Below are 16,576 nucleotides of genomic sequence, written 5' to 3'. Positions count from 1 at the left end.
GGCGGGGCTACTTGTCGAAGTCCAGGTCCAGCATGCGGATCGCGTTGCCCCGCATCAGCTTGTAGACCGTCTCGTCGTCGAGGCCCTTCACATGGTCGAGGGCGATTTCCTTGGTGTGCGGGAAGGTCGAGTCGACGTGCGGGTAGTCGGTCTCGAAGGTGGCGTTGTCGCGGCCGACGACGTCCAGCGAGGCGACGCCGTGCTTGTCACGGAAGAAGCAGCAGAAGATCTGGCGGTAGTAGTACGTCGACGGCGGCTGAGGGATCAGATCGCGGACGCCGCCCCAGGCGCGGTGCTCCTGCCAGACGTCGTCGGCGCGCTCCAGGGCATACGGGATCCAGCCCATCTGGCCCTCGGAGTAGGCGAGTTCGAGCCGCGGGAACTTCACCAGCACCCCGCTGAAGAGGAAGTCCATCATCGAGGCCATGGCGTTGTTGAAGGACAGCGAGGCCTGGACGGCGGGCGGGGCGTCCGGGGAGGCGGCCGGCATCTGCGACGACGAGCCGATGTGCATGTTGACGACCGTGCCGGTCTCCTGGCAGACCGCGAAGAAGGGGTCCCAGTGGCCAGAGTGGATGGACGGCAGGCCCAGGTAGGTCGGGATCTCCGAGAAGGTCACCGCCCGCACCCCGCGGGCCGCGTTCCGCCTGATCTCCTCGACCGCGAGCCCGACGTCCCACAGCGGGATCAGGCACAGCGGGATGAGCCTGCCGCCGCTGTCGCCGCACCACTCCTCGACCATCCAGTCGTTGTAGGCGCGCACGCAGGCCAGCGCGACCTCCTTGTCGTGCGCCTCGGCGAAGGTCTGGCCGCAGAAGCGCGGGAAGGTCGGGAAGCACAGGGAGGCCTCGACGTGGTTGAGGTCCATGTCCTTCAGCCGCTCGGCCGGGTCCCAGCAGCCGCGCAGCATCTCCTCGCGGGTGATGCCCTCCAGGGTCATCTCGTCGCGGTCGAAGCCGACGGCGGCGATGTTGCGCTTGTACGGGAACTTCAGGTCCTCGTAGATCCACCAGTCGGTGGGCGGGCCGTCCGGGTCCATCGTGATCCGGTACTTGCCGCCGACGTGGGCGAGTTCGCCGATGCCCGCGGTGAGCGGCTTCGGACCGCGGTCGCGGTACTTCTTCGGCAGCCAGGTCTCGAAGAGGTGCGCGGGCTCGATCACGTGGTCGTCGACGCTGATGATGCGGGGCAGTTCCGTCGCACTCGTCGTCATGGGTCCCCTCCGCCGGACTGCTGAATATCTGATGGGTCGTCAGATTCAGTTCACAAGCAGGCTAGCCCCGTGCCCCTGGACCGACAAGGCGATGAGCCCTACGCTCTGCGCACAATCTGACCGTCCGTCAGTTACTGGGGGCCGCCGTGAACGACACCGCACACGCCCTGGGTTCCGCACCGACGCTCTGGGAGCTGGTGCGGCGCCGCGCCGAGCTCACCCCCGGCCGTCGCGTCTTCCTCCAGGACGACCGAGCGCTGACCTTCGGCGAGCTGCACGACCGCGCCGAGCGGGTGGCGGCCGGACTGTACGGCCTGGGCGTACGCCCCGGCACGGTCGTCGCCTGGCAGCTGCCCACCCGGATCGAGACGGCGCTGCTGTCGTTCGCGCTGGCCCGCCTGGGCGCCGTACAGACCCCGGTCATCCCCTTCTACCGGGACCGCGAGGTGGGCTTCGCGCTGCGTCAGGCGCGGGCCGAGTACTTCGCCGTGCCCGGTCGGTGGCGCGGCTTCGACCACACGGCGATGGCACGGCGGCTGGGCGCGAAGGGGATCTTCGAGGCGTACGACGGTCTTCCGGACGGCGACCCGGACGTCCTGCCTCCCCCGCCCGCCGAGGGCACCTCCGTCCGCTGGATCTACTGGACCTCGGGGCCGACCTCCGACCCCAAAGGCGTGCTGCACACGGACCGTTCGCTGATCGCGGGCGGGGCGTGCCTCGCGCACGCGCTGCGTCCGACGGCCGGCGACGTGGGCTCGATCGCCTTCCCGTACGCGCACATCGGCGGGCCCGACTACGCGGTGATGCTGCTGCTCTACGGCTTCCCGGCGGTGCTGTTCGAGCAGTTCGCGCTGCCCGGAGCCCTGGAGGGCTACCGCAGGCACGGGGTGACGATCGCCGGCGGGTCGACCGCGTTCTACTCGATGTTCCTCGCCGAGCAGCGCAAGCAGCCGGGGGCGAGGCTCATCCCGACGCTGCGGCTGCTGGCGGGCGGCGGGGCGCCCAAGCCGCCGGAGGTCCACCACGCCGTCGTGCGAGAGATGGGGGTGCAGCTCACCCACGGCTACGGCATGACCGAGGTGCCGATGATCACCATGAGGGCGCCCGACGACACGGAGGAGAACCTGGCGACGACGGAGGGGCGGCCGCCGGAGGGGATGGAGATACGGATCGTGGAGGGGGAGGTGCGGCTGCGCGGGGAGGCCGTCTGCAAGGGGTATCTGGACCCGGGGCAGACGGCGGAGGCCTTCGACGAGGACGGGTTCCTGCGCACCGGCGACCTCGGGTGTCTGACCGGCACCGGGCACCTGGTGCTCACCGGCCGCCGCAAGGACGTCATCATCCGCAAGGGCGAGAACATCTCCGCGAAGGAGATCGAGGACCTGCTGCACCGGCACCCGGCGGTCGGGGACGTCGCCGTGATCGGGCTGCCGGATCCGGAGCGCGGGGAGCGGGTGTGCGCGGTGGTGGAACAGCCGTCGGGGGCACAGGAGTTGACGCTGGCGGCGGTCACCTCGTATCTGCGCGCGGAAGGGCTGTCGGTGCACAAGCTGCCGGAGCAGCTGGAAGTGGTGGACGCCCTTCCGCGGGGCGAGACGCTGCGGAAGGTACTCAAGTACAAGCTGCGCGAACGCTACTCGGGCACGGTGAAGTAGCGGGCGAACGCGGGCACGATCTCCGCCTCCCCCACCTTGCCGTCCCCGTCGGCGTCGATCCCGGCGGCAACCGCCTCGGCGACGCCCTCCGGTACGCCGAGGACCCTGAGCACGCGCACGGTGTCCGCGACGGTGACGGCCCCGTCGCCGTCGGCGTCCGCGACCACCAGGGCTGCGTGCAGGAAGGGGCGGGCGATCTCGGCGAACCGGTCGGGGTTGGCGCGCAGGCGCTTGACCGCGCCGGTGACGAACTCCTCCCGGGTGATGCGCTGGTCGCCGTCCCGGTCCGCGATCCCAGCCATGCCCTGCCAGAAGGCCTCGGCGCCGGCGTACAGGGCCTGTCCCTTGTCGGACCGGGCGGCCGTACCGAACTCCGCGAGCAGCGACTTGGCCGCCACGTTGAAGTCCTCGCGGTCGATGTAGCCGTTGCCGTCCTGGTCGAAGGTGCCGAACCGGGCCGCGATCCTGCGCTCGTACTCGCTGCTGACCATCTCTTCTCGGGCCGCCTTACGTGTGGGGTGCATCTGGCAGGGAGCGTACGACGCCGAGGGCCGTCCACGGACGGGAAAACGACGGTTGTGCCAAGACCGGGGAAATTCCGGGACAACGGTGTGGCACGGGCAGGGTGCGGTCTGACACCGGCCACGGGTCGGCCCGTCAACGCCGGGCAGCCCGGCCGGCGAACGGCTCACGCGGACAGCGGCTCCTCGTCCACCGCCGCCGCGAGATCCGGATAGACATCGAACAGGCGGCGGACGCCGAGGGCGCCAAGGACACGGTTGACGTGGGAGCCGTCGACGGCGCCGCGGGCCGGGAGGATCAGGCGCAAGTGCCCCTGGCAGGAGCGGATGAGGCGCCGGGCGGCGATGAGGACGCCGACGCCGCTGGAGTCGCAGAAGAAGACCTCGGAGAGGTCGAGGACGAGGTGGTGACGGCCCTGGGCCACCGCCTCGTGCACCTGCTGCCGCAGCACCGGCGAGGTCACCAGATCCAGTTCGCCCGAGACCCGGAGCACGTTCCACTCGCCCTGTTCGTCGCCGGTCACCTTGAACGCCACGGCCTGCCCTCCGCTCGCCGGATCTTCCCCGGAACCGCCCGGAAACGGAAGCAGTTCCTACGCTTCTTTCCGCGCGGCTGCCCAGCGGCCGTTCCCTGAAACACCGCACGACAAACCGAGACCGATCAACCAGGGGCTTGTTTCAGTCACCTTCGGTCGTGTTCGATCGATCCGGATCAGAAAGTGAACTGGATCAGCGAGTGAACGGGTAGGCGGGACGGACGGCACAAGCCGTCCAGCACGCGGCACATCGCCACATGCGCCCACTACCACCTGCGGCTCGTCAGGGGCGCACATTGCCACAAAGGGGCGTGCGCTGTCAGACGTGCCGACTACATTCGAGGAGACCATGGATTCACGCTGGACACAGGGACGGACCGGGACACAAGCACGGCACGACCGCGCGTAGAGGGGGCCGTATGGCGAAGAAGGACGCACCGCCCCGCTGGGACCGCAAGATGCAACAGCGGCTCGCACGCGGAGAGGCGGCCGCCCTCGGTGAGTTCTACGACCGCTTCGCGTCACTCGTGCACGGCCTCGCCCACCGCGTGCTCGGAGACGAGCGGGCCGCCGACGGCGTCACCCGCGAGGTCTTCGCCCACGTCTGGGAGCACCCCGACGCCTACGACCCCAAGCAGGGCCCCCTGCGCTCCTGGGTCGCGGGGCTGACCCACCGGCTCGCCGTGCAGCGGCTGCGCACCACCGAGACCGCCGCACTGGCCCGCGGCGGCCCGGGCTCCGCCGAGGAGCTGGAGGGCAGGGTGCGCCGCGCCTCGGTCGCCGCCCGCGCCGACTACATCGTCCACTCGATGCCCGCCCCGCTGCGCGCCGCCCTGGAACTGGCCTACTTCCAGCGCCGCGACTACCGCCAGACCGCCGCCGACCTCGGCGTCACCGAGGACGAGGCCCGCCGCCGGCTCCGCCTCGGCCTCCAGTTGCTGTCCACCGCCCACGACGCCGGAGCCCCCGGGGCGCCGCCCGAATACGGGGGTGCGGCGTGAGCGGAGCGGGCCGGTTCGCGGCGTACGACGAGCACGGCGGCCGGGAAGGTCACGAGGAGAACGACGGGTACGAGGGGTACGGCGAGCACGAAGGGTACGGCGAGCACGAAGGGTACGGCGAGCACGAAGGGGACGACGGGCAGGGCGGGGACGAGGACGCCAAGCGAGCCGAGGACGAGCGGGCGTGGGAACACGGCGGCCATGGCGACACCGCCGGGGACTCCGGAGCATCGCGCCCGGCCGGATCGGCCGGTCCCGACAGTCCCCACGGACCCCACGGCCCCAACGGCCCCAACGGCCCCGAGGGACCTCACGGACCCCACGGTCCGCAGGGCCGTGGCGGCCACGACCCGGGCCGGCCGCCCCGCATACCAATGCCCCGCGCCTCCGTCGAGGGCAGCGGACGGCCGCTGCCCCGGCTGGCGGACCTGGAGAAGCCGGACGATCAGCCGGCGCCGCAGGCAGGACGGCCCGCGCCGCTGATGCTGGAGCACCACGTCCTGAAGTCGCTCCTCGGCGCGTGGGCACTGGCCGCCTGCTCGCCGGAGGAGACGGCGGCCGTCGAGGAGCACCTCGGCGAGTGCGGCGGCTGCGCGGAGGAGGCGCTGCGGCTGCGGGAGGCGGTCGGTCTGCTGCACCCGCCCGAGAGCCTCGACCTGGATCCGGGCCTGCGCACCCGCGTGCTGGAGAGCTGCCTCGAACGTCGGCCGCCGCGCATCCCGGTGCCCGAGTGGGCGGCTCCCTACGACGCCGAGACCGCGCGCCTCGACGCGCTGCTTCAGGACATAGGGGACGCCGAGTGGCACGCGCCGGTGCGGCTGCGGTGGTTCGCGGGCGACGACACGGCGAGCCGTCGTACGACCGTCGCCGGGGTGATCGCCCACCTGCTGAGCGTCGACGGACTGGTCGCGGTCGCGCGCGGGCTCGACGATCCGCTGGGCGACGTCACCGCCGACGGGCCGACCCCGGCGGCGCGCACCGAGGCGTACTGGCGGGCCTCCCACTTCCCGCCCACCCGGTCCGTCCGGCCGCCGTGGCGGGAGCAGACGCACGCCATCGTGCGGACGGTGTCCTTCACCGGCGGTACCTCCGGGAAGCTGGGGGTGCCGTACGGCGACTTCGAGCTGCCGCTGCACGACGCGATGCTCGACCGGGCCTTCGAGTGCTGGGTGCACGCGGAGGACATCGCCGAGGCGGTGGACTACCCGTACGAGCCGCCGGCCCCACGGCATCTGCACGGGATGATCGACCTCGCGGCCCGGATGCTGCCGTCCGCGCTGGCCGCACGGCGGCGGGCCGGACTCGCCTCGCCCGGCCGGACCCGGCACCTCGTCCCGGCGGGCGAGCCCGGGCGGAGCCTGCGGCTGGAGATCGAGGGGCTGGGCGGGGGCGAGTGGCTCATCCCGCTGGACTCACCCGGCGCGGTGGGCTCCGCGGAGCACGAGGTCGCCCACGTGGCGCTGGACGGGGTGGAGTTCTGCCGGTTGGCCGCGGGTCATGTCTCGCCGCGGGACGCCGCCGCGGGGCAGGTGGGCGACCGGGACGCGATCAAGGACGTGCTGTATGCGGCGGCGTCGTTGAGCCGGATGTAGGTTGCCGTCGCTCGTCGGATTGTCCCCGGGCCGTCAGGGCACTGGGAGAGGCACGACTGCCCGCTGCCGCGCGGACACGCCTACGCGAAAACGACCGTCCGCCGCCCGTTGAGCAGAATCCGGCGCTCCGCGTGCCACTTCACCGCCCGTGCCAGCGCCTGGCACTCCACGTCCCGTCCGATCGCGACCAGCTGGTCCGGCGTGACGTTGTGGCTGACGCGCTCGACCTCCTGCTCGATGATCGGCCCCTCGTCGAGGTCGGCGGTCACGTAGTGAGCCGTCGCGCCGATCAGCTTCACGCCCCGCGCATGGGCCTGGTGGTACGGCTTCGCGCCCTTGAAGCTCGGCAGGAAGGAGTGGTGGATGTTGATGATCCGGCCGCTGAGCTGCTTGCACAGGTCGTCCGACAGCACCTGCATGTAGCGGGCGAGGACGACCAGTTCGACGTTCTCCTCGCGCACGATCTCCAGCAGCCGCGCCTCGGCCTCGGGCTTGGTGTCCTTGGTCACCGGGATGTGGTGGAAGGGAATGTCGTACGACGCCACCAGCTCGGCGAAGTCCGTGTGGTTGGACACCACTGCCGCGATCTCCACCGGCAGTGCCCCGATCCGGGCGCGGAAGAGCAGGTCGTTCAGGCAGTGCCCGAACTTGCTGACCATCAGCACGATGCGCATCTTCTCGTCGGCCCGGTGGATCTGCCAGTCCATGTGGAAGGAGTCACCGATCGCCGCGAAGCTGGCGCGCAGCTTGTCCACCGTCACCGGCGCCTCCGCCGAGAAGTGGACGCGCATGAAGAACAGTCCCGTGTCGTGGTCGCCGAACTGCTGGCTGTCCTCGATGTTGCAGCCGGTCATGAACAAGTAGCTCGACACCGCGTGCACGATGCCCTGCTTGTCGGGGCACGCGATGGTGAGGACGTACTGTTCGGCCTTGGCCGCGGCTCGGGTGGACTGCTCGTTCATGCAGGACAGGGTCTCATGTCCGCCGCCGTCCCGCGGAGGGCCGTCCGCAACGCGGACCGGCGCCCCGGGCTACGCGGACCGCGTGAGTATCCGCAGCACCTCGAGGCTGCGCGGCGGCGCGTCCGGGTCCTCCCCGTCGCTCACCGCCATCCGGACGTGCGCGTCGCGCGCCGCCCGTACCGCCTCCGGCCAGCCGTGGTGTTCGAGGTATGCGGCCACCGGCGCGTCCGGCCCCACCTGGTGCATGATCCGCAGCACCCGCAGGACCGCCGTGTCGACGAGCGCCGCCTCCTGGGAGTCCCGGAAGATCGTGCCGACGTACTTCTCGGCGGACCAGTTGTCCAGCCAGGTGTCCTCGACGAGGCGGTAGACGGCGTCGGTGACGTCGCCGTACCCGTCCACGCCGGCCAGCCAGACGTCCCGCTGGAACACCGGATCGGAGAGCATGTGCAGCGCGGAGCGCACATTGCTGCGCCAGCGCCACCACGGCATGTCATTCAGTGGCATGCCGCCCATGGTGGATGAGCGACGGCCGCGACGGGAAGAGTTCTCCGAACCTTGCACGGTCACCGATCGTACGTTCTCCGTCCCAGTAGCCTCACCGGCCCCTCTAATTCACCTTTACGTCACCTTTCGTTGACCATGGGTCACTCCTGGGTTAGCAATGTGGCGGAATCGTGCGTGTGCATGACCGGCAGGCGACGCACGCGCAGCACATTCCTTCCCCCCTTCACCCGGCCCGTCAGAAGAAGGACCGCCCTGGCCGCGGGCGCTCTGATGGCGTGTGCGTCACTCGCCGCCGGATGCGGTGTCATCCCCGGCGCCACGGGCTCCGGGGACGACACCGTCACCGTGATGACCTGGGCGCCGGAGAACACGAGGGCGACCAACAAGCCCGGCATGCCCGCCATGGCGAAGGCGTACGCCCGCTGGATCAACGCCCACGGCGGCATCGACGGCCGCAAGCTCAACGTCCTGACCTGCAACGAAAGCAACGACAGCGTGGCCGCCGCGAAGTGCGCCCGGCGCGCCGTCAAGGAGAACGTGGTCGCCGTCGTCGGCTCCTACAGCCAGTACAGCGACTCCTTCTTCCCCCCACTGGAAGGGGCGGGCATCCCGTACATCGGCGGCTACGGCGTCACCACCGCCGAGTTCACCCGGGCCCTGTCCTACCCCGTCAACGGCGGCCAGCCCGCCCTCCTGGCCGGCCTCGGCAAGGAACTCGCCTCGAACTGCGGTCCCGTCGCGCTCGTCCGTCCCGACACCATCGCCGGCGACGAACTGCCCGGCCTGCTGAACGCCGGTCTGAAGGCCGGTGGCCACGCGCCCGCGCACGACCAGCGGGCGGCCGAGGACGCCACCGAGTACTCGCGCCAGTCGGACCGGGCGCTGCGGCAGGCGACCGCCCAGCCGGCGCAGAAGGGCTGCGTGATACCCGCCCTCGGGGAGCGCACGACCATCTTCATGGACTCCTTCCGCCGCGACCGCGAGAACTACCCGGCGGTGCGGACCGCCGCCGTACTCGGCAGCGTCGACCAGACGGTGATCGACGCCGGCGGCGGGCAGTCGGGGCCGTACGAGGGGTCATACATCACCGGCTGGTACCCGGTGGCGAGCGACCCGCGCTGGGACGAGATGAAGAAGGTGATCAACGAGGAGGCCTTCGGCGACAACCGCATCGACCCCGCGGACCCCGGAGTGCAGACCACGTGGATCGCCTACACGGTGCTGAAGGCCGTCCTGGAGAAGATCGGCGGCGGGGAGGTGAGCGCCGACACCGTACGGCGCACCCTCGACGACGGGCTCAGGGTCGACACGGGCGGCCTGACCCCGCCACTGCAGTGGCGCTTCCAGGACCTGCTCGCCTCCGTCGGCTTCGCCCGCCTGGTCAACGCCGACGTGACCCTCCAGGTCGTACGGCAGGGCCAGCTGGTGTCGGCCACGAAGGGCTTCGTGGACGTGACGAAGACGCTGGAGGACGCAGACGTCGACTAGCGTCGGGCGTCCGGCGTCCGCGTCCTCCGGGGCCGGTCACAGCTGGGTCGGCTGGCGCTGGGTGAGGCCGTACGTCTTCGCGATCGCGTTCCACAGCTGCGCGGCCTTGACCTTCTGGGCGCTGGCGACGCCGCTCGCGCGGTTGCCTTCCTGGGTCTGACCGGTGGTGCGGGCATGACCCTTCTTGCAGCCCTTCTTGCCGCCGACCTGGTCGGCCCACGCCGCGTAGTGGTTGTCGGCCGACGCGGACGCCTTCCAGGCGCTGGTGAGGGCGGTGGTCAGCTCGGCGTGGTTCGGCAGCTTGTCGACGGACAGCTGTGCCAGGCGGGTCACCAGCTCGCCCCGCTGCTTGGCCGCGTCGCGCAGGTCGGAGGCTGCCTGGCCGAGGTTGTCGCAGCGCTTGACGTCGGCCACCGCCTTGATCACGGAGGCGCGACTGCTGCCGCTGTCGGCGAGCAGCTTGTCCAGCTCGACCGCCTGCTGCCGGACCGGGTCGGCGGGCGCGGAGGCGGAGCCGTCGGTGGCGGGAGCGGTGGCGGAGACAGTCTTGTTCTTGTCGCTGCTCTGGCTGTCGCCACCGCCGCCGCTGAGCAGCGCGCCGGCGCCCACGCCGAGCACGGCGATGCCGACGCCGACCGCGGCGATCAGCGGCAGGCGCGAGCCGGTGCGCTTGCCCCGGCCGCCGTCGCCGTCCTGACCGCCGGGCGGGGCGTAGCCGGGCCGGGCGGCGGCCTGCGGCTGCTGGAAGCGGGGCAGCTGTTGCGTGGCCGCAGCCGGGGCCTCGCCGCCCGGCTCGCTGCGGAAGAGGTTCTCGAACTCGGCGGGCGTCTGCCGTCCGCCGTACGGCGGCGCCCCGGCGGCCTGCGCGTCCACGGGCGCGAGGTATTGCGTGGCCTCGGCATCGGGATTGCCGCCGGGCCCGCCCTGCGGCACACGGCCCAGGAACCGGGTCGCCTGGTCGCCCGACGCCTCGGGCGGCAGCGCCCCCGGCGTCACCGGCGGGATGTACTGCGTCGCCCCTTCGTCCGCCGATGCGGCCGCGACGGGCGGCAGGTACTGGGTCGCGCCCTCGTCGGCGGGCGGCAGCAGGGCGCCGGGCCCGCCCTGCGGGTGCGAGGCGCCGGGCGTGGGTGAGGTGCCGTGGCCGGCGGAGGCGGGCAGGCCGGCCTGCCCGGCCGGAGAGCCGTACGGGTCGGCGCCGGCCGGGGGCAGCGGGGCCGCCGGGTGGCCGTTCGCCGGGGGCAGCGGCTGGGCCGCGTGGCTCTGCGTGCCGTGGGCCGCAGCCGGGGCGCCTTCGGGGGGCAGGGGGCCGGCGCCGGGCTGCGGGGTTCCGGACGGGGGTTGCGGGGTGCCCTGCTCCTGCGTGCCCCACGGAGCCGGTGCCTGCGACTGGTACGGCTCGGGAGAGCCCCAGGGCTGGGCGGGCGGCGCCTGCCAGCCCTGACCGGGCGGCGGGGGCGGGGTCTGGTACTGGTCGGGACCCCACGGCTGGCCCCAGGCCTGGCCGCCGGCCGGGCTCGAGGCCGGGACCTGGCCGGTCGGCTGCGCGGGCGGCCGACCGCCCGGTCCGCCCGTCATGCCCGGCAGCAGGGGCTCACCACCGTCTGAGGGCAGCACGATGCCTTCGCGCGCGGGGCGCGCCGAGGGCTCCTCGCCCTGTCCACTCTGCGTCACCGGGACTCCTACGAATGGGGGACCTTCGGAATCGTCGGCTCACGCTACCGGGTCCCCGGAGCCCCGTGCCACGCAGCACAGGACGTGACCTCCTTCCCTGTGACCGCTGTAACAAAACCGGCCCGCGGTGCGCTGTATATGCCTCCCCCCGCGCAACCCAAGGCCGTTTGCCACAGGTTCACGCAACGGAGGGGCCCGCGTTCACGCCGCCGCCTGCACCTCCAGCCGCGCCCCGAACTCCCGTACCACCGGCTCGTCCCGGTAGGGGTCCAGACGCTGCTGGAAGTCCTCCAGGTACTCGGCGCCCCGATTGGACCGCAGCGACTCCAGCAGCTCCACGGCCTTCAGCCCCGTACTGCAGGCCTGTTCGATCTCGCGCTGCTGCACCTGCGCGGTGGCGAGCAGCACGTAACCGATCGCCCGCCGGCGCGCCCGCGACTCGGGATGGCCGGCCAGCGACTCCTCCGCGCGCCGCGCCGCCGCCTCCGCCTGTCCCAGATCCCGGTGGCAGTGCGCCAACTCGTCGGCGAGGTAAGCCTCGTCGAAGTGCGCGATCCACGCCGGGTCGTCCCCGGAGTCGGGGTCGGCGGCCTCCAGCGCGCTCACCGCCCGCCCGGACGCCAGCTGGGCCGCCTGCGCGTCACCCATGAGCGCGTGCCCGCGTGCCTCGGCCGCGTGGAACATCGCCTCCGCGCGCGGTGTCACGTGCCCGCGCGCCCCCTCCTGCGCCGCCCGCGCCAACTGCGCGATCTCGCGCGGGCTTCCGAGCTGCGCGGCGAGGTGGCTCATGGACGCGGCCAGGACGTAGCCGCCGTATCCGCGGTCGCCCGCCGCCTGGGCGAGCCGCAGCGCCTGGATGTAGTACCGCTGGGCGAGGCCCGGCTGCCCGGTGTCGACGGCCATGTACCCGGCGAGCTCGGTCAACCGCGCCACGGCGGCGAAGAGTTCACGGCCCACCCCCTCGCGGTAGGACCCCGCCAGCAGCCCGGAGACCACGCTGTTGAGGTAGTGCACGACGACCGGGCGCACATGCCCGCTGCCGTACTGGTGGTCGAGGTCCACCAGCGCCTGCGTCATCGCGCGCACGGCCGCCACGTCGGACTGCCCCACCCGGGGCCCCGCCGAGCGTGCCACCTGCGCGTCCGGCGTGGAGATCAGCCAGTCGCGACTCGGCTCGACCAGCGCGGACGCGGCGACGGACGAGCCCGACAGGAAGTCCCGGCGCCCGACGTCGCTGCGCCACAGCTCGCAGACCTGCTCGATGGCCCCCAGTACCGTCGGCGAGAACTGGAGACCGACGCCGGAGGCGAGGTTCTTGCCGTTGGCCATGCCGATCTCGTCGATCGTGACCGTACGGCCGAGCTTGCGGCCGAGCGCCTCGGCGATGATCGCCGGGGCGCGCCCGCGTGGCTGCTGCCCGCGCAGCCAGCGGGCCACGGACGTCTTGTCGTACCGCAGGTCGAGGCCGTGCTCGGCGCCGCACATGTTGACCCGGCGGGCGAGCCCTGCGTTCGAGCAACCCGCTTCCTGGATGAGCGCCTGCAACCGTTCGTTCGGCTGCCGCGCGACGAGAGGCCTTGCGGCCATGGCGTACCCCCTGTGGCTGCGGTGCCTGCCCACGCACCGAGTTGACGTGTCTTCTGCGGCCCGAGCCCGTCGCGTCCCGGCGAAAGATTCCGGCCGTGAAGATCAATGCCCCGCCGACATACCGAAAATGCGAGGCATATGAGGATTGCCGGGGTAAAAGCGGATGCCACCCCACACGGGACTACCCACTACCCGCCGTCGATCCTCCCGCGCGCCCCCACCCATGCCTCCATGCGCCCCAGGTGCGGAATCGATGCTCCTCCCCCGCGCGCGCTACGCCCGTAACTCCAGGTGGATGCGGGAGTTGAGTGGGGCGTGGAAAAGACGATCCCGGGTACTGAAGCCGCACAGATTGCCGGTCAGATTCCGAAGCAGCGCGGGGAATCGCTGCTGGAGACCGCCGTTCGCTACGCCGAGGAGCGCCACTGGGACGTGTTCCCCGGCACCTGGCTGGAAGCCGTCGACGGGGTGCAGCGCTGCTCCTGCGGCGACGCCGCGTGCGCCGCACCCGGCGCGCACCCGGCGCGCGAGGACTGGGCAACCCTGGCGACGGGCAGTGCGACCGCCGCACGCCGGATGTGGCTGAAGCAGCCGACGGCGTCGATCCTGCTGCCCACCGGCCGTACGTTCGACGCGATCGACGTTCCCGAGACCGCGGGGTTCCTCGCGTTGGCGCGCATGGAGCGGATGGAGCTGACGCTGGGGCCGGTGACGCTGACGCCGGACCGGCGGATGCAGTTCTTCGTGCTGCCGGGGGCCTCGGTGAAGGTGCCGGATCTGGTGCGGAAGCTGGGGTGGTCGCCGGTGTCTCTCGACCTGGTCGCGCTCGGCGAGGGGGCGTACGTGGCCGCGCCGCCCACGCGGTACGGGTCGCGGGGGGCCGTGCAGTGGGCGTGCCGGCCCACGCCGGCGAATCGGTGGCTGCCGGATGCGGAGGAGCTGATCTCGCCGTTGGCCTATGCGTGCGGGCGGGATCGGTAGTCGGCACCCACTGTCCTGGCTGGTCCGTGGTGGCCGGCGGCTGCGATTTGTCCGTGGTGCTCGCACCCACGCGGCGGAGCCGCACGTCAGCACGGTCCCGCCCCGCTTACCGGCGTTCCTCCCCCCGTAGGGTTCTCATATGACGGAGGGAGCAGTGGTGGGTGCAGCCGCCGTACGTGTGCAAGGACTCTGGAAGCGGTTCGGGCAGCAGGTCGCCGTGGCCGGGATTGATCTGGAGCTGCCTGCGGGGAAGTTCATCGGGCTGGTCGGGCCCAACGGGGCCGGCAAGACCACCACGCTTTCCATGGTGACCGGGCTGCTGCGGCCCGATCAGGGATCCGTCGAGGTCGTCGGACACGACGTGTGGCGGGATCCGGTGGCGGTGAAGGCGCGGATCGGGGTGCTGCCGGAGGGGCTCAGGCTCTTCGAGCGGCTGTCGGGGCGGGAGTTGCTCTCCTACTCGGGGCGGTTGCGCGGTCTGCCCGGTGCCGAGGTGGACCGGCGGGCGACCCAGCTCCTCGACGTGCTCGACCTGGCCGGTGCCCAGCACAAGCTCGTCGTCGACTACTCGACCGGCATGCGCAAGAAGATCGGGCTCGCGGCCGCTCTCCTCCACAACCCCGAGATCCTCTTCCTTGACGAGCCCTTCGAGGGCGTCGACCCGGTGTCCGCCCAGACCATCCGGGGCGTCCTCGAGCGGTTCACGGCCTCCGGCGCCACCGTCGTGTTCTCCTCGCACGTCATGGAGCTGGTCGAGTCGCTGTGCGACTGGGTGGCCGTCATGGCCGCGGGCCGCATCCGCGCCCACGGCTCCCTCGCCGAGGTGCGCGGCGAGGCCCCCACCCTCCAGCGGGCCTTCCTCGAACTCGTCGGCGCGCAGGGCCGGGACGCCGGTTCCGACCTCGACTGGCTGGGCGGCGGGTCCCGATGAGCGCCGGTGCGGAAGCGACCCCGATGAGCGCCGGGCCCGAATCGGCCTCGATCACCCCCGTCGTCGTACGCCTGAAGCTGTCGCTGCTGCGCAACGGGCTGAGGCAGTCGGGAGGGCGGCGGGCCGCATACGTCGCGTCGGCCGTCCTCGCCCTGCTGTTCGCGGCGCTGCAACTGCTCGGCCTGATCGCGCTGCGCGGCCATGCGCACATCGCCTCCGTCGCCGTGCTGGGCACGGCCGTGCTGGCGCTGGGCTGGGCGGTGATGCCGCTGTTCTTCCCCAGCGGTGACGAGACCCTCGACCCGACCCGTCTGGTGATGCTGCCGCTGCGGCCCCGTCCCCTCGTACGGGCGCTGCTGGTGGCCTCCCTGGTCGGTATCGGGCCGCTGTTCACAGTCCTGCTGCTCGTCGGCTGCGTGATCTCCGTGGCGCACGGGACGGCCGCGTACGTCGTCTCGGTCGTCGCCCTCGTCCTCGCGCTGCTGGTCTGCGTGGCCCTGGCGCGTGCCGTGGCCGCCGCCAACATCCGGCTGCTGACCAGCCGCAAGGGGCGGGACCTGGCGGTGCTGAGCGGCCTGGTCATCGCGATCGGGGTGCAGCTGGTCAACTTCGGTCTGCAGCGTCTGGGTTCGTCGGGGCTGGCCCAGCTCGACCCGCCGGCGGACGTGCTGCGGTGGGTGCCGCCCGCGTCGGCGGTCGGGGCGGTGGACTCGGCGAGCAAGGGGTCGTACGGCGTCGCGGCCGCCCAACTGGCCCTGTCCGCCGTCGCCCTGGCGGCCCTGCTGGGGCTGTGGGCACGCAGCCTGACCCGGCTGATGACCTCCCCCGACGCGTCGACGCTCCAGGCCGCCGAGCCCGCCGCGCGCGAGCGGACCTCGACGGGGCCGGCGCGGCTGCTGCCGGCCGGCCGCACCGGCACGGTCATGGAACGCAGCCTCCGTTACGTGTGGCGCGACCCCAAGACCAAGGCGGCCTGGGTGACCTCGCTGGCCATCGGCCTGATCGTGCCGGTGTTCAACGCGCTGCAGGGCACCGGCTCGCCCTACTTCGCCTGCTTCGCCGCCGGGATGCTCGGCATCCAGATGTACAACCAGTTCGGGCAGGACACGTCCGCGTTCTGGATGGTCGCGCTGACCATCTCCACCCCGCGGGACGCGTACGTCGAGCTGCGCGGGCGGGCGCTGGCCCTGCTGGTGATCACCCTGCCCTACGCCACGCTCGTGACGGTCGTGACGACGGCACTGCTCGGCGACTGGCCCCGGCTGCCCGAAGTGCTGGGCATGTCCTTCGCGCTGCTCGGCGCGATGCTGGCGACCGGCGCGTGGACATCGGCCCGCTTCCCCTACTCGGTCCCGCAGGCGGGCTACAAGAACGTGGTCCCCGGCCAGGCCGGCCTCGCCTGGATCTCCATCTTCGGCGGCATGGTCGCGGCGGCCCTGCTGTGCTCCCCCGTCATCGCCCTCACCATCTGGGCGAACGTCAGCGCGACCGGCGACGAGTGGAACTGGCTCCTGCTGCCGACGGGCGCGGTGTACGGCGCCGCACTCACCCTCCTCGGCCTCCGCCTCGCGGCCCCGCGCACGGCGGCCCGGCTGCCGGAGATCCTGGCGGCGGTGAGCAAGGGGTGAGCGACCGGGGCTTCGGTCCTGGTCGCGCCGGGCCGTCCGCCCGTCATTCCGTCGGCGCCGGGCGGCGCCGGGCCAGGGCCGGCGACTCGCCCGACAGGTCCACTCCGGCGAGTCGTCGGCCCTCGGTGCGGGCCAGCAGATCCAGCCTCAGGCCGTCGCCGCAGCCGAGGTCCAGGACCCGTCGGCTGCCGGCCACCCGGTCGCACAGGATCTCGTAGCTTTACCGCCCGTCCGGAGTTCGGTGGTGGGCGGGCCACCACCGAACGCGTCCCCCGTCACCGCCGGGTGCTCGGCGTGGAA

15 protein-coding genes are annotated in these 16,576 nt (G+C 72.2%); 7 read left to right on the top strand and 8 right to left on the bottom strand.

The window, feature by feature from the left end:
• Positions 1–7: 7 nt before the first annotated feature.
• Positions 8–1,213 (bottom strand): amidohydrolase family protein, encoded by a 1,206-nt coding sequence (locus ABZV31_RS17855; RefSeq protein ID WP_355894446.1) that lies wholly within the window; start codon positions 1,211–1,213, stop codon positions 8–10.
• A 146-nt stretch (positions 1,214–1,359) separates the two neighbouring features.
• On the opposite strand from ABZV31_RS17855, the gene ABZV31_RS17850 reads away from it, so the two are divergent.
• Complete coding sequence (locus tag ABZV31_RS17850; protein WP_355894443.1) at positions 1,360–2,868, top strand: AMP-binding protein; 1,509 nt, start codon at positions 1,360–1,362, stop codon at positions 2,866–2,868.
• Here ABZV31_RS17850 and ABZV31_RS17845 read toward each other — a convergent pair.
• Positions 2,847–3,359, bottom strand: a complete 513-nt coding sequence (locus ABZV31_RS17845) for an EF-hand domain-containing protein (RefSeq protein ID WP_355894608.1) — start codon at positions 3,357–3,359, stop codon at positions 2,847–2,849. The two genes, ABZV31_RS17850 and ABZV31_RS17845, sit on opposite strands and share 22 nt — an antisense overlap.
• A gap of 197 nt (positions 3,360–3,556) precedes the next feature.
• Positions 3,557–3,925 (bottom strand): STAS domain-containing protein, encoded by a 369-nt coding sequence (locus ABZV31_RS17840; RefSeq protein WP_355894438.1) that lies wholly within the window; start codon positions 3,923–3,925, stop codon positions 3,557–3,559.
• 419 nt (positions 3,926–4,344) lie between these two features.
• On the opposite strand from ABZV31_RS17840, the gene ABZV31_RS17835 reads away from it, so the two are divergent.
• Together ABZV31_RS17835 and ABZV31_RS17830 are read left to right on the top strand one after the other, a co-directional pair.
• Positions 4,345–4,926, top strand: a complete 582-nt coding sequence (locus ABZV31_RS17835; protein WP_355894435.1) for a sigma-70 family RNA polymerase sigma factor — start codon at positions 4,345–4,347, stop codon at positions 4,924–4,926.
• Between the two features lie 368 nt (positions 4,927–5,294).
• Complete coding sequence (locus ABZV31_RS17830) at positions 5,295–6,518, top strand: zf-HC2 domain-containing protein (RefSeq protein ID WP_355894605.1); 1,224 nt, start codon at positions 5,295–5,297, stop codon at positions 6,516–6,518.
• Positions 6,519–6,598: 80 nt separating this feature from the next.
• On the opposite strand, the gene purU is transcribed toward ABZV31_RS17830, so the two are convergent.
• On the bottom strand, positions 6,599–7,480 hold the full coding sequence (gene purU / locus ABZV31_RS17825) for a formyltetrahydrofolate deformylase (RefSeq protein WP_355894432.1): 882 nt from the start codon (positions 7,478–7,480) through the stop codon (positions 6,599–6,601).
• Between the two features lie 69 nt (positions 7,481–7,549).
• Complete coding sequence (locus tag ABZV31_RS17820; RefSeq protein WP_355894429.1) at positions 7,550–8,050, bottom strand: hypothetical protein; 501 nt, start codon at positions 8,048–8,050, stop codon at positions 7,550–7,552.
• Positions 8,051–8,167: 117 nt separating this feature from the next.
• On the opposite strand from ABZV31_RS17820, the gene ABZV31_RS17815 reads away from it, so the two are divergent.
• Positions 8,168–9,475: an ABC transporter substrate-binding protein gene (locus ABZV31_RS17815; RefSeq protein ID WP_355894426.1), complete on the top strand. Its 1,308-nt coding sequence runs from the start codon at positions 8,168–8,170 to the stop codon at positions 9,473–9,475.
• A 36-nt stretch (positions 9,476–9,511) separates the two neighbouring features.
• Here ABZV31_RS17815 and ABZV31_RS17810 read toward each other — a convergent pair whose 3' ends face one another.
• A complete protein-coding gene (locus ABZV31_RS17810; protein WP_355894423.1) occupies positions 9,512–11,149 on the bottom strand; it encodes a hypothetical protein in 1,638 nt (545 codons plus the stop codon).
• 201 nt (positions 11,150–11,350) lie between these two features.
• Positions 11,351–12,736 carry a transcriptional regulator gene (locus ABZV31_RS17805; RefSeq protein ID WP_355894421.1) on the bottom strand — a complete coding sequence of 462 codons (1,386 nt, stop codon included), beginning with the start codon at positions 12,734–12,736 and terminating at the stop codon, positions 11,351–11,353.
• A gap of 315 nt (positions 12,737–13,051) precedes the next feature.
• Here ABZV31_RS17805 and ABZV31_RS17800 point away from each other — a divergent pair, with 315 nt between their 5' ends.
• The 3 genes from ABZV31_RS17800 (at position 13,052) to ABZV31_RS17790 (ending at position 16,276) form a co-directional block, all read left to right on the top strand.
• Complete coding sequence (locus tag ABZV31_RS17800; RefSeq protein WP_355894419.1) at positions 13,052–13,717, top strand: bifunctional DNA primase/polymerase; 666 nt, start codon at positions 13,052–13,054, stop codon at positions 13,715–13,717.
• A gap of 139 nt (positions 13,718–13,856) precedes the next feature.
• On the top strand, positions 13,857–14,648 hold the full coding sequence (locus ABZV31_RS17795; protein WP_355894417.1) for an ABC transporter ATP-binding protein: 792 nt from the start codon (positions 13,857–13,859) through the stop codon (positions 14,646–14,648).
• A gap of 23 nt (positions 14,649–14,671) precedes the next feature.
• Positions 14,672–16,276 (top strand): transporter, encoded by a 1,605-nt coding sequence (locus ABZV31_RS17790; RefSeq protein WP_355894414.1) that lies wholly within the window; start codon positions 14,672–14,674, stop codon positions 16,274–16,276.
• A gap of 43 nt (positions 16,277–16,319) precedes the next feature.
• Here ABZV31_RS17790 and ABZV31_RS17785 read toward each other — a convergent pair whose 3' ends face one another.
• Positions 16,320–16,472: a class I SAM-dependent methyltransferase gene (locus ABZV31_RS17785; RefSeq protein ID WP_355894412.1), complete on the bottom strand. Its 153-nt coding sequence runs from the start codon at positions 16,470–16,472 to the stop codon at positions 16,320–16,322.
• Between the last annotated feature and the right edge of the window lie 104 nt (positions 16,473–16,576).

The sequence above is a fragment of the Streptomyces sp. NPDC005202 genome, assembly GCF_040608235.1.
Taxonomy (GTDB): domain Bacteria; phylum Actinomycetota; class Actinomycetes; order Streptomycetales; family Streptomycetaceae; genus Streptomyces.
The sequence above is the reverse complement of the archived record's forward strand: the minus strand, read 5'-3'. Positions and strand labels throughout refer to the sequence as shown.

What these genes read in the sequence shown, in the direction of transcription:
- ABZV31_RS17835 (WP_355894435.1), top strand. Translation starts at nt 4,345, where the DNA reads ATGGCGAAGAAGGACGCACCGCCCCGCTGGGACCGCAAGATGCAACAG.
- ABZV31_RS17805 (WP_355894421.1), bottom strand. Translation starts at nt 12,736, where the DNA reads ATGGCCGCAAGGCCTCTCGTCGCGCGGCAGCCGAACGAACGGTTGCAG.
- ABZV31_RS17815 (WP_355894426.1), top strand. Translation starts at nt 8,168, where the DNA reads ATGACCGGCAGGCGACGCACGCGCAGCACATTCCTTCCCCCCTTCACC.
- ABZV31_RS17855 (WP_355894446.1), bottom strand. Translation starts at nt 1,213, where the DNA reads ATGACGACGAGTGCGACGGAACTGCCCCGCATCATCAGCGTCGACGAC.
- purU (WP_355894432.1), bottom strand. Translation starts at nt 7,480, where the DNA reads ATGAACGAGCAGTCCACCCGAGCCGCGGCCAAGGCCGAACAGTACGTC.
- ABZV31_RS17845 (WP_355894608.1), bottom strand. Translation starts at nt 3,359, where the DNA reads ATGGTCAGCAGCGAGTACGAGCGCAGGATCGCGGCCCGGTTCGGCACC.
- ABZV31_RS17795 (WP_355894417.1), top strand. Translation starts at nt 13,857, where the DNA reads ATGACGGAGGGAGCAGTGGTGGGTGCAGCCGCCGTACGTGTGCAAGGA.
- ABZV31_RS17790 (WP_355894414.1), top strand. Translation starts at nt 14,672, where the DNA reads ATGAGCGCCGGGCCCGAATCGGCCTCGATCACCCCCGTCGTCGTACGC.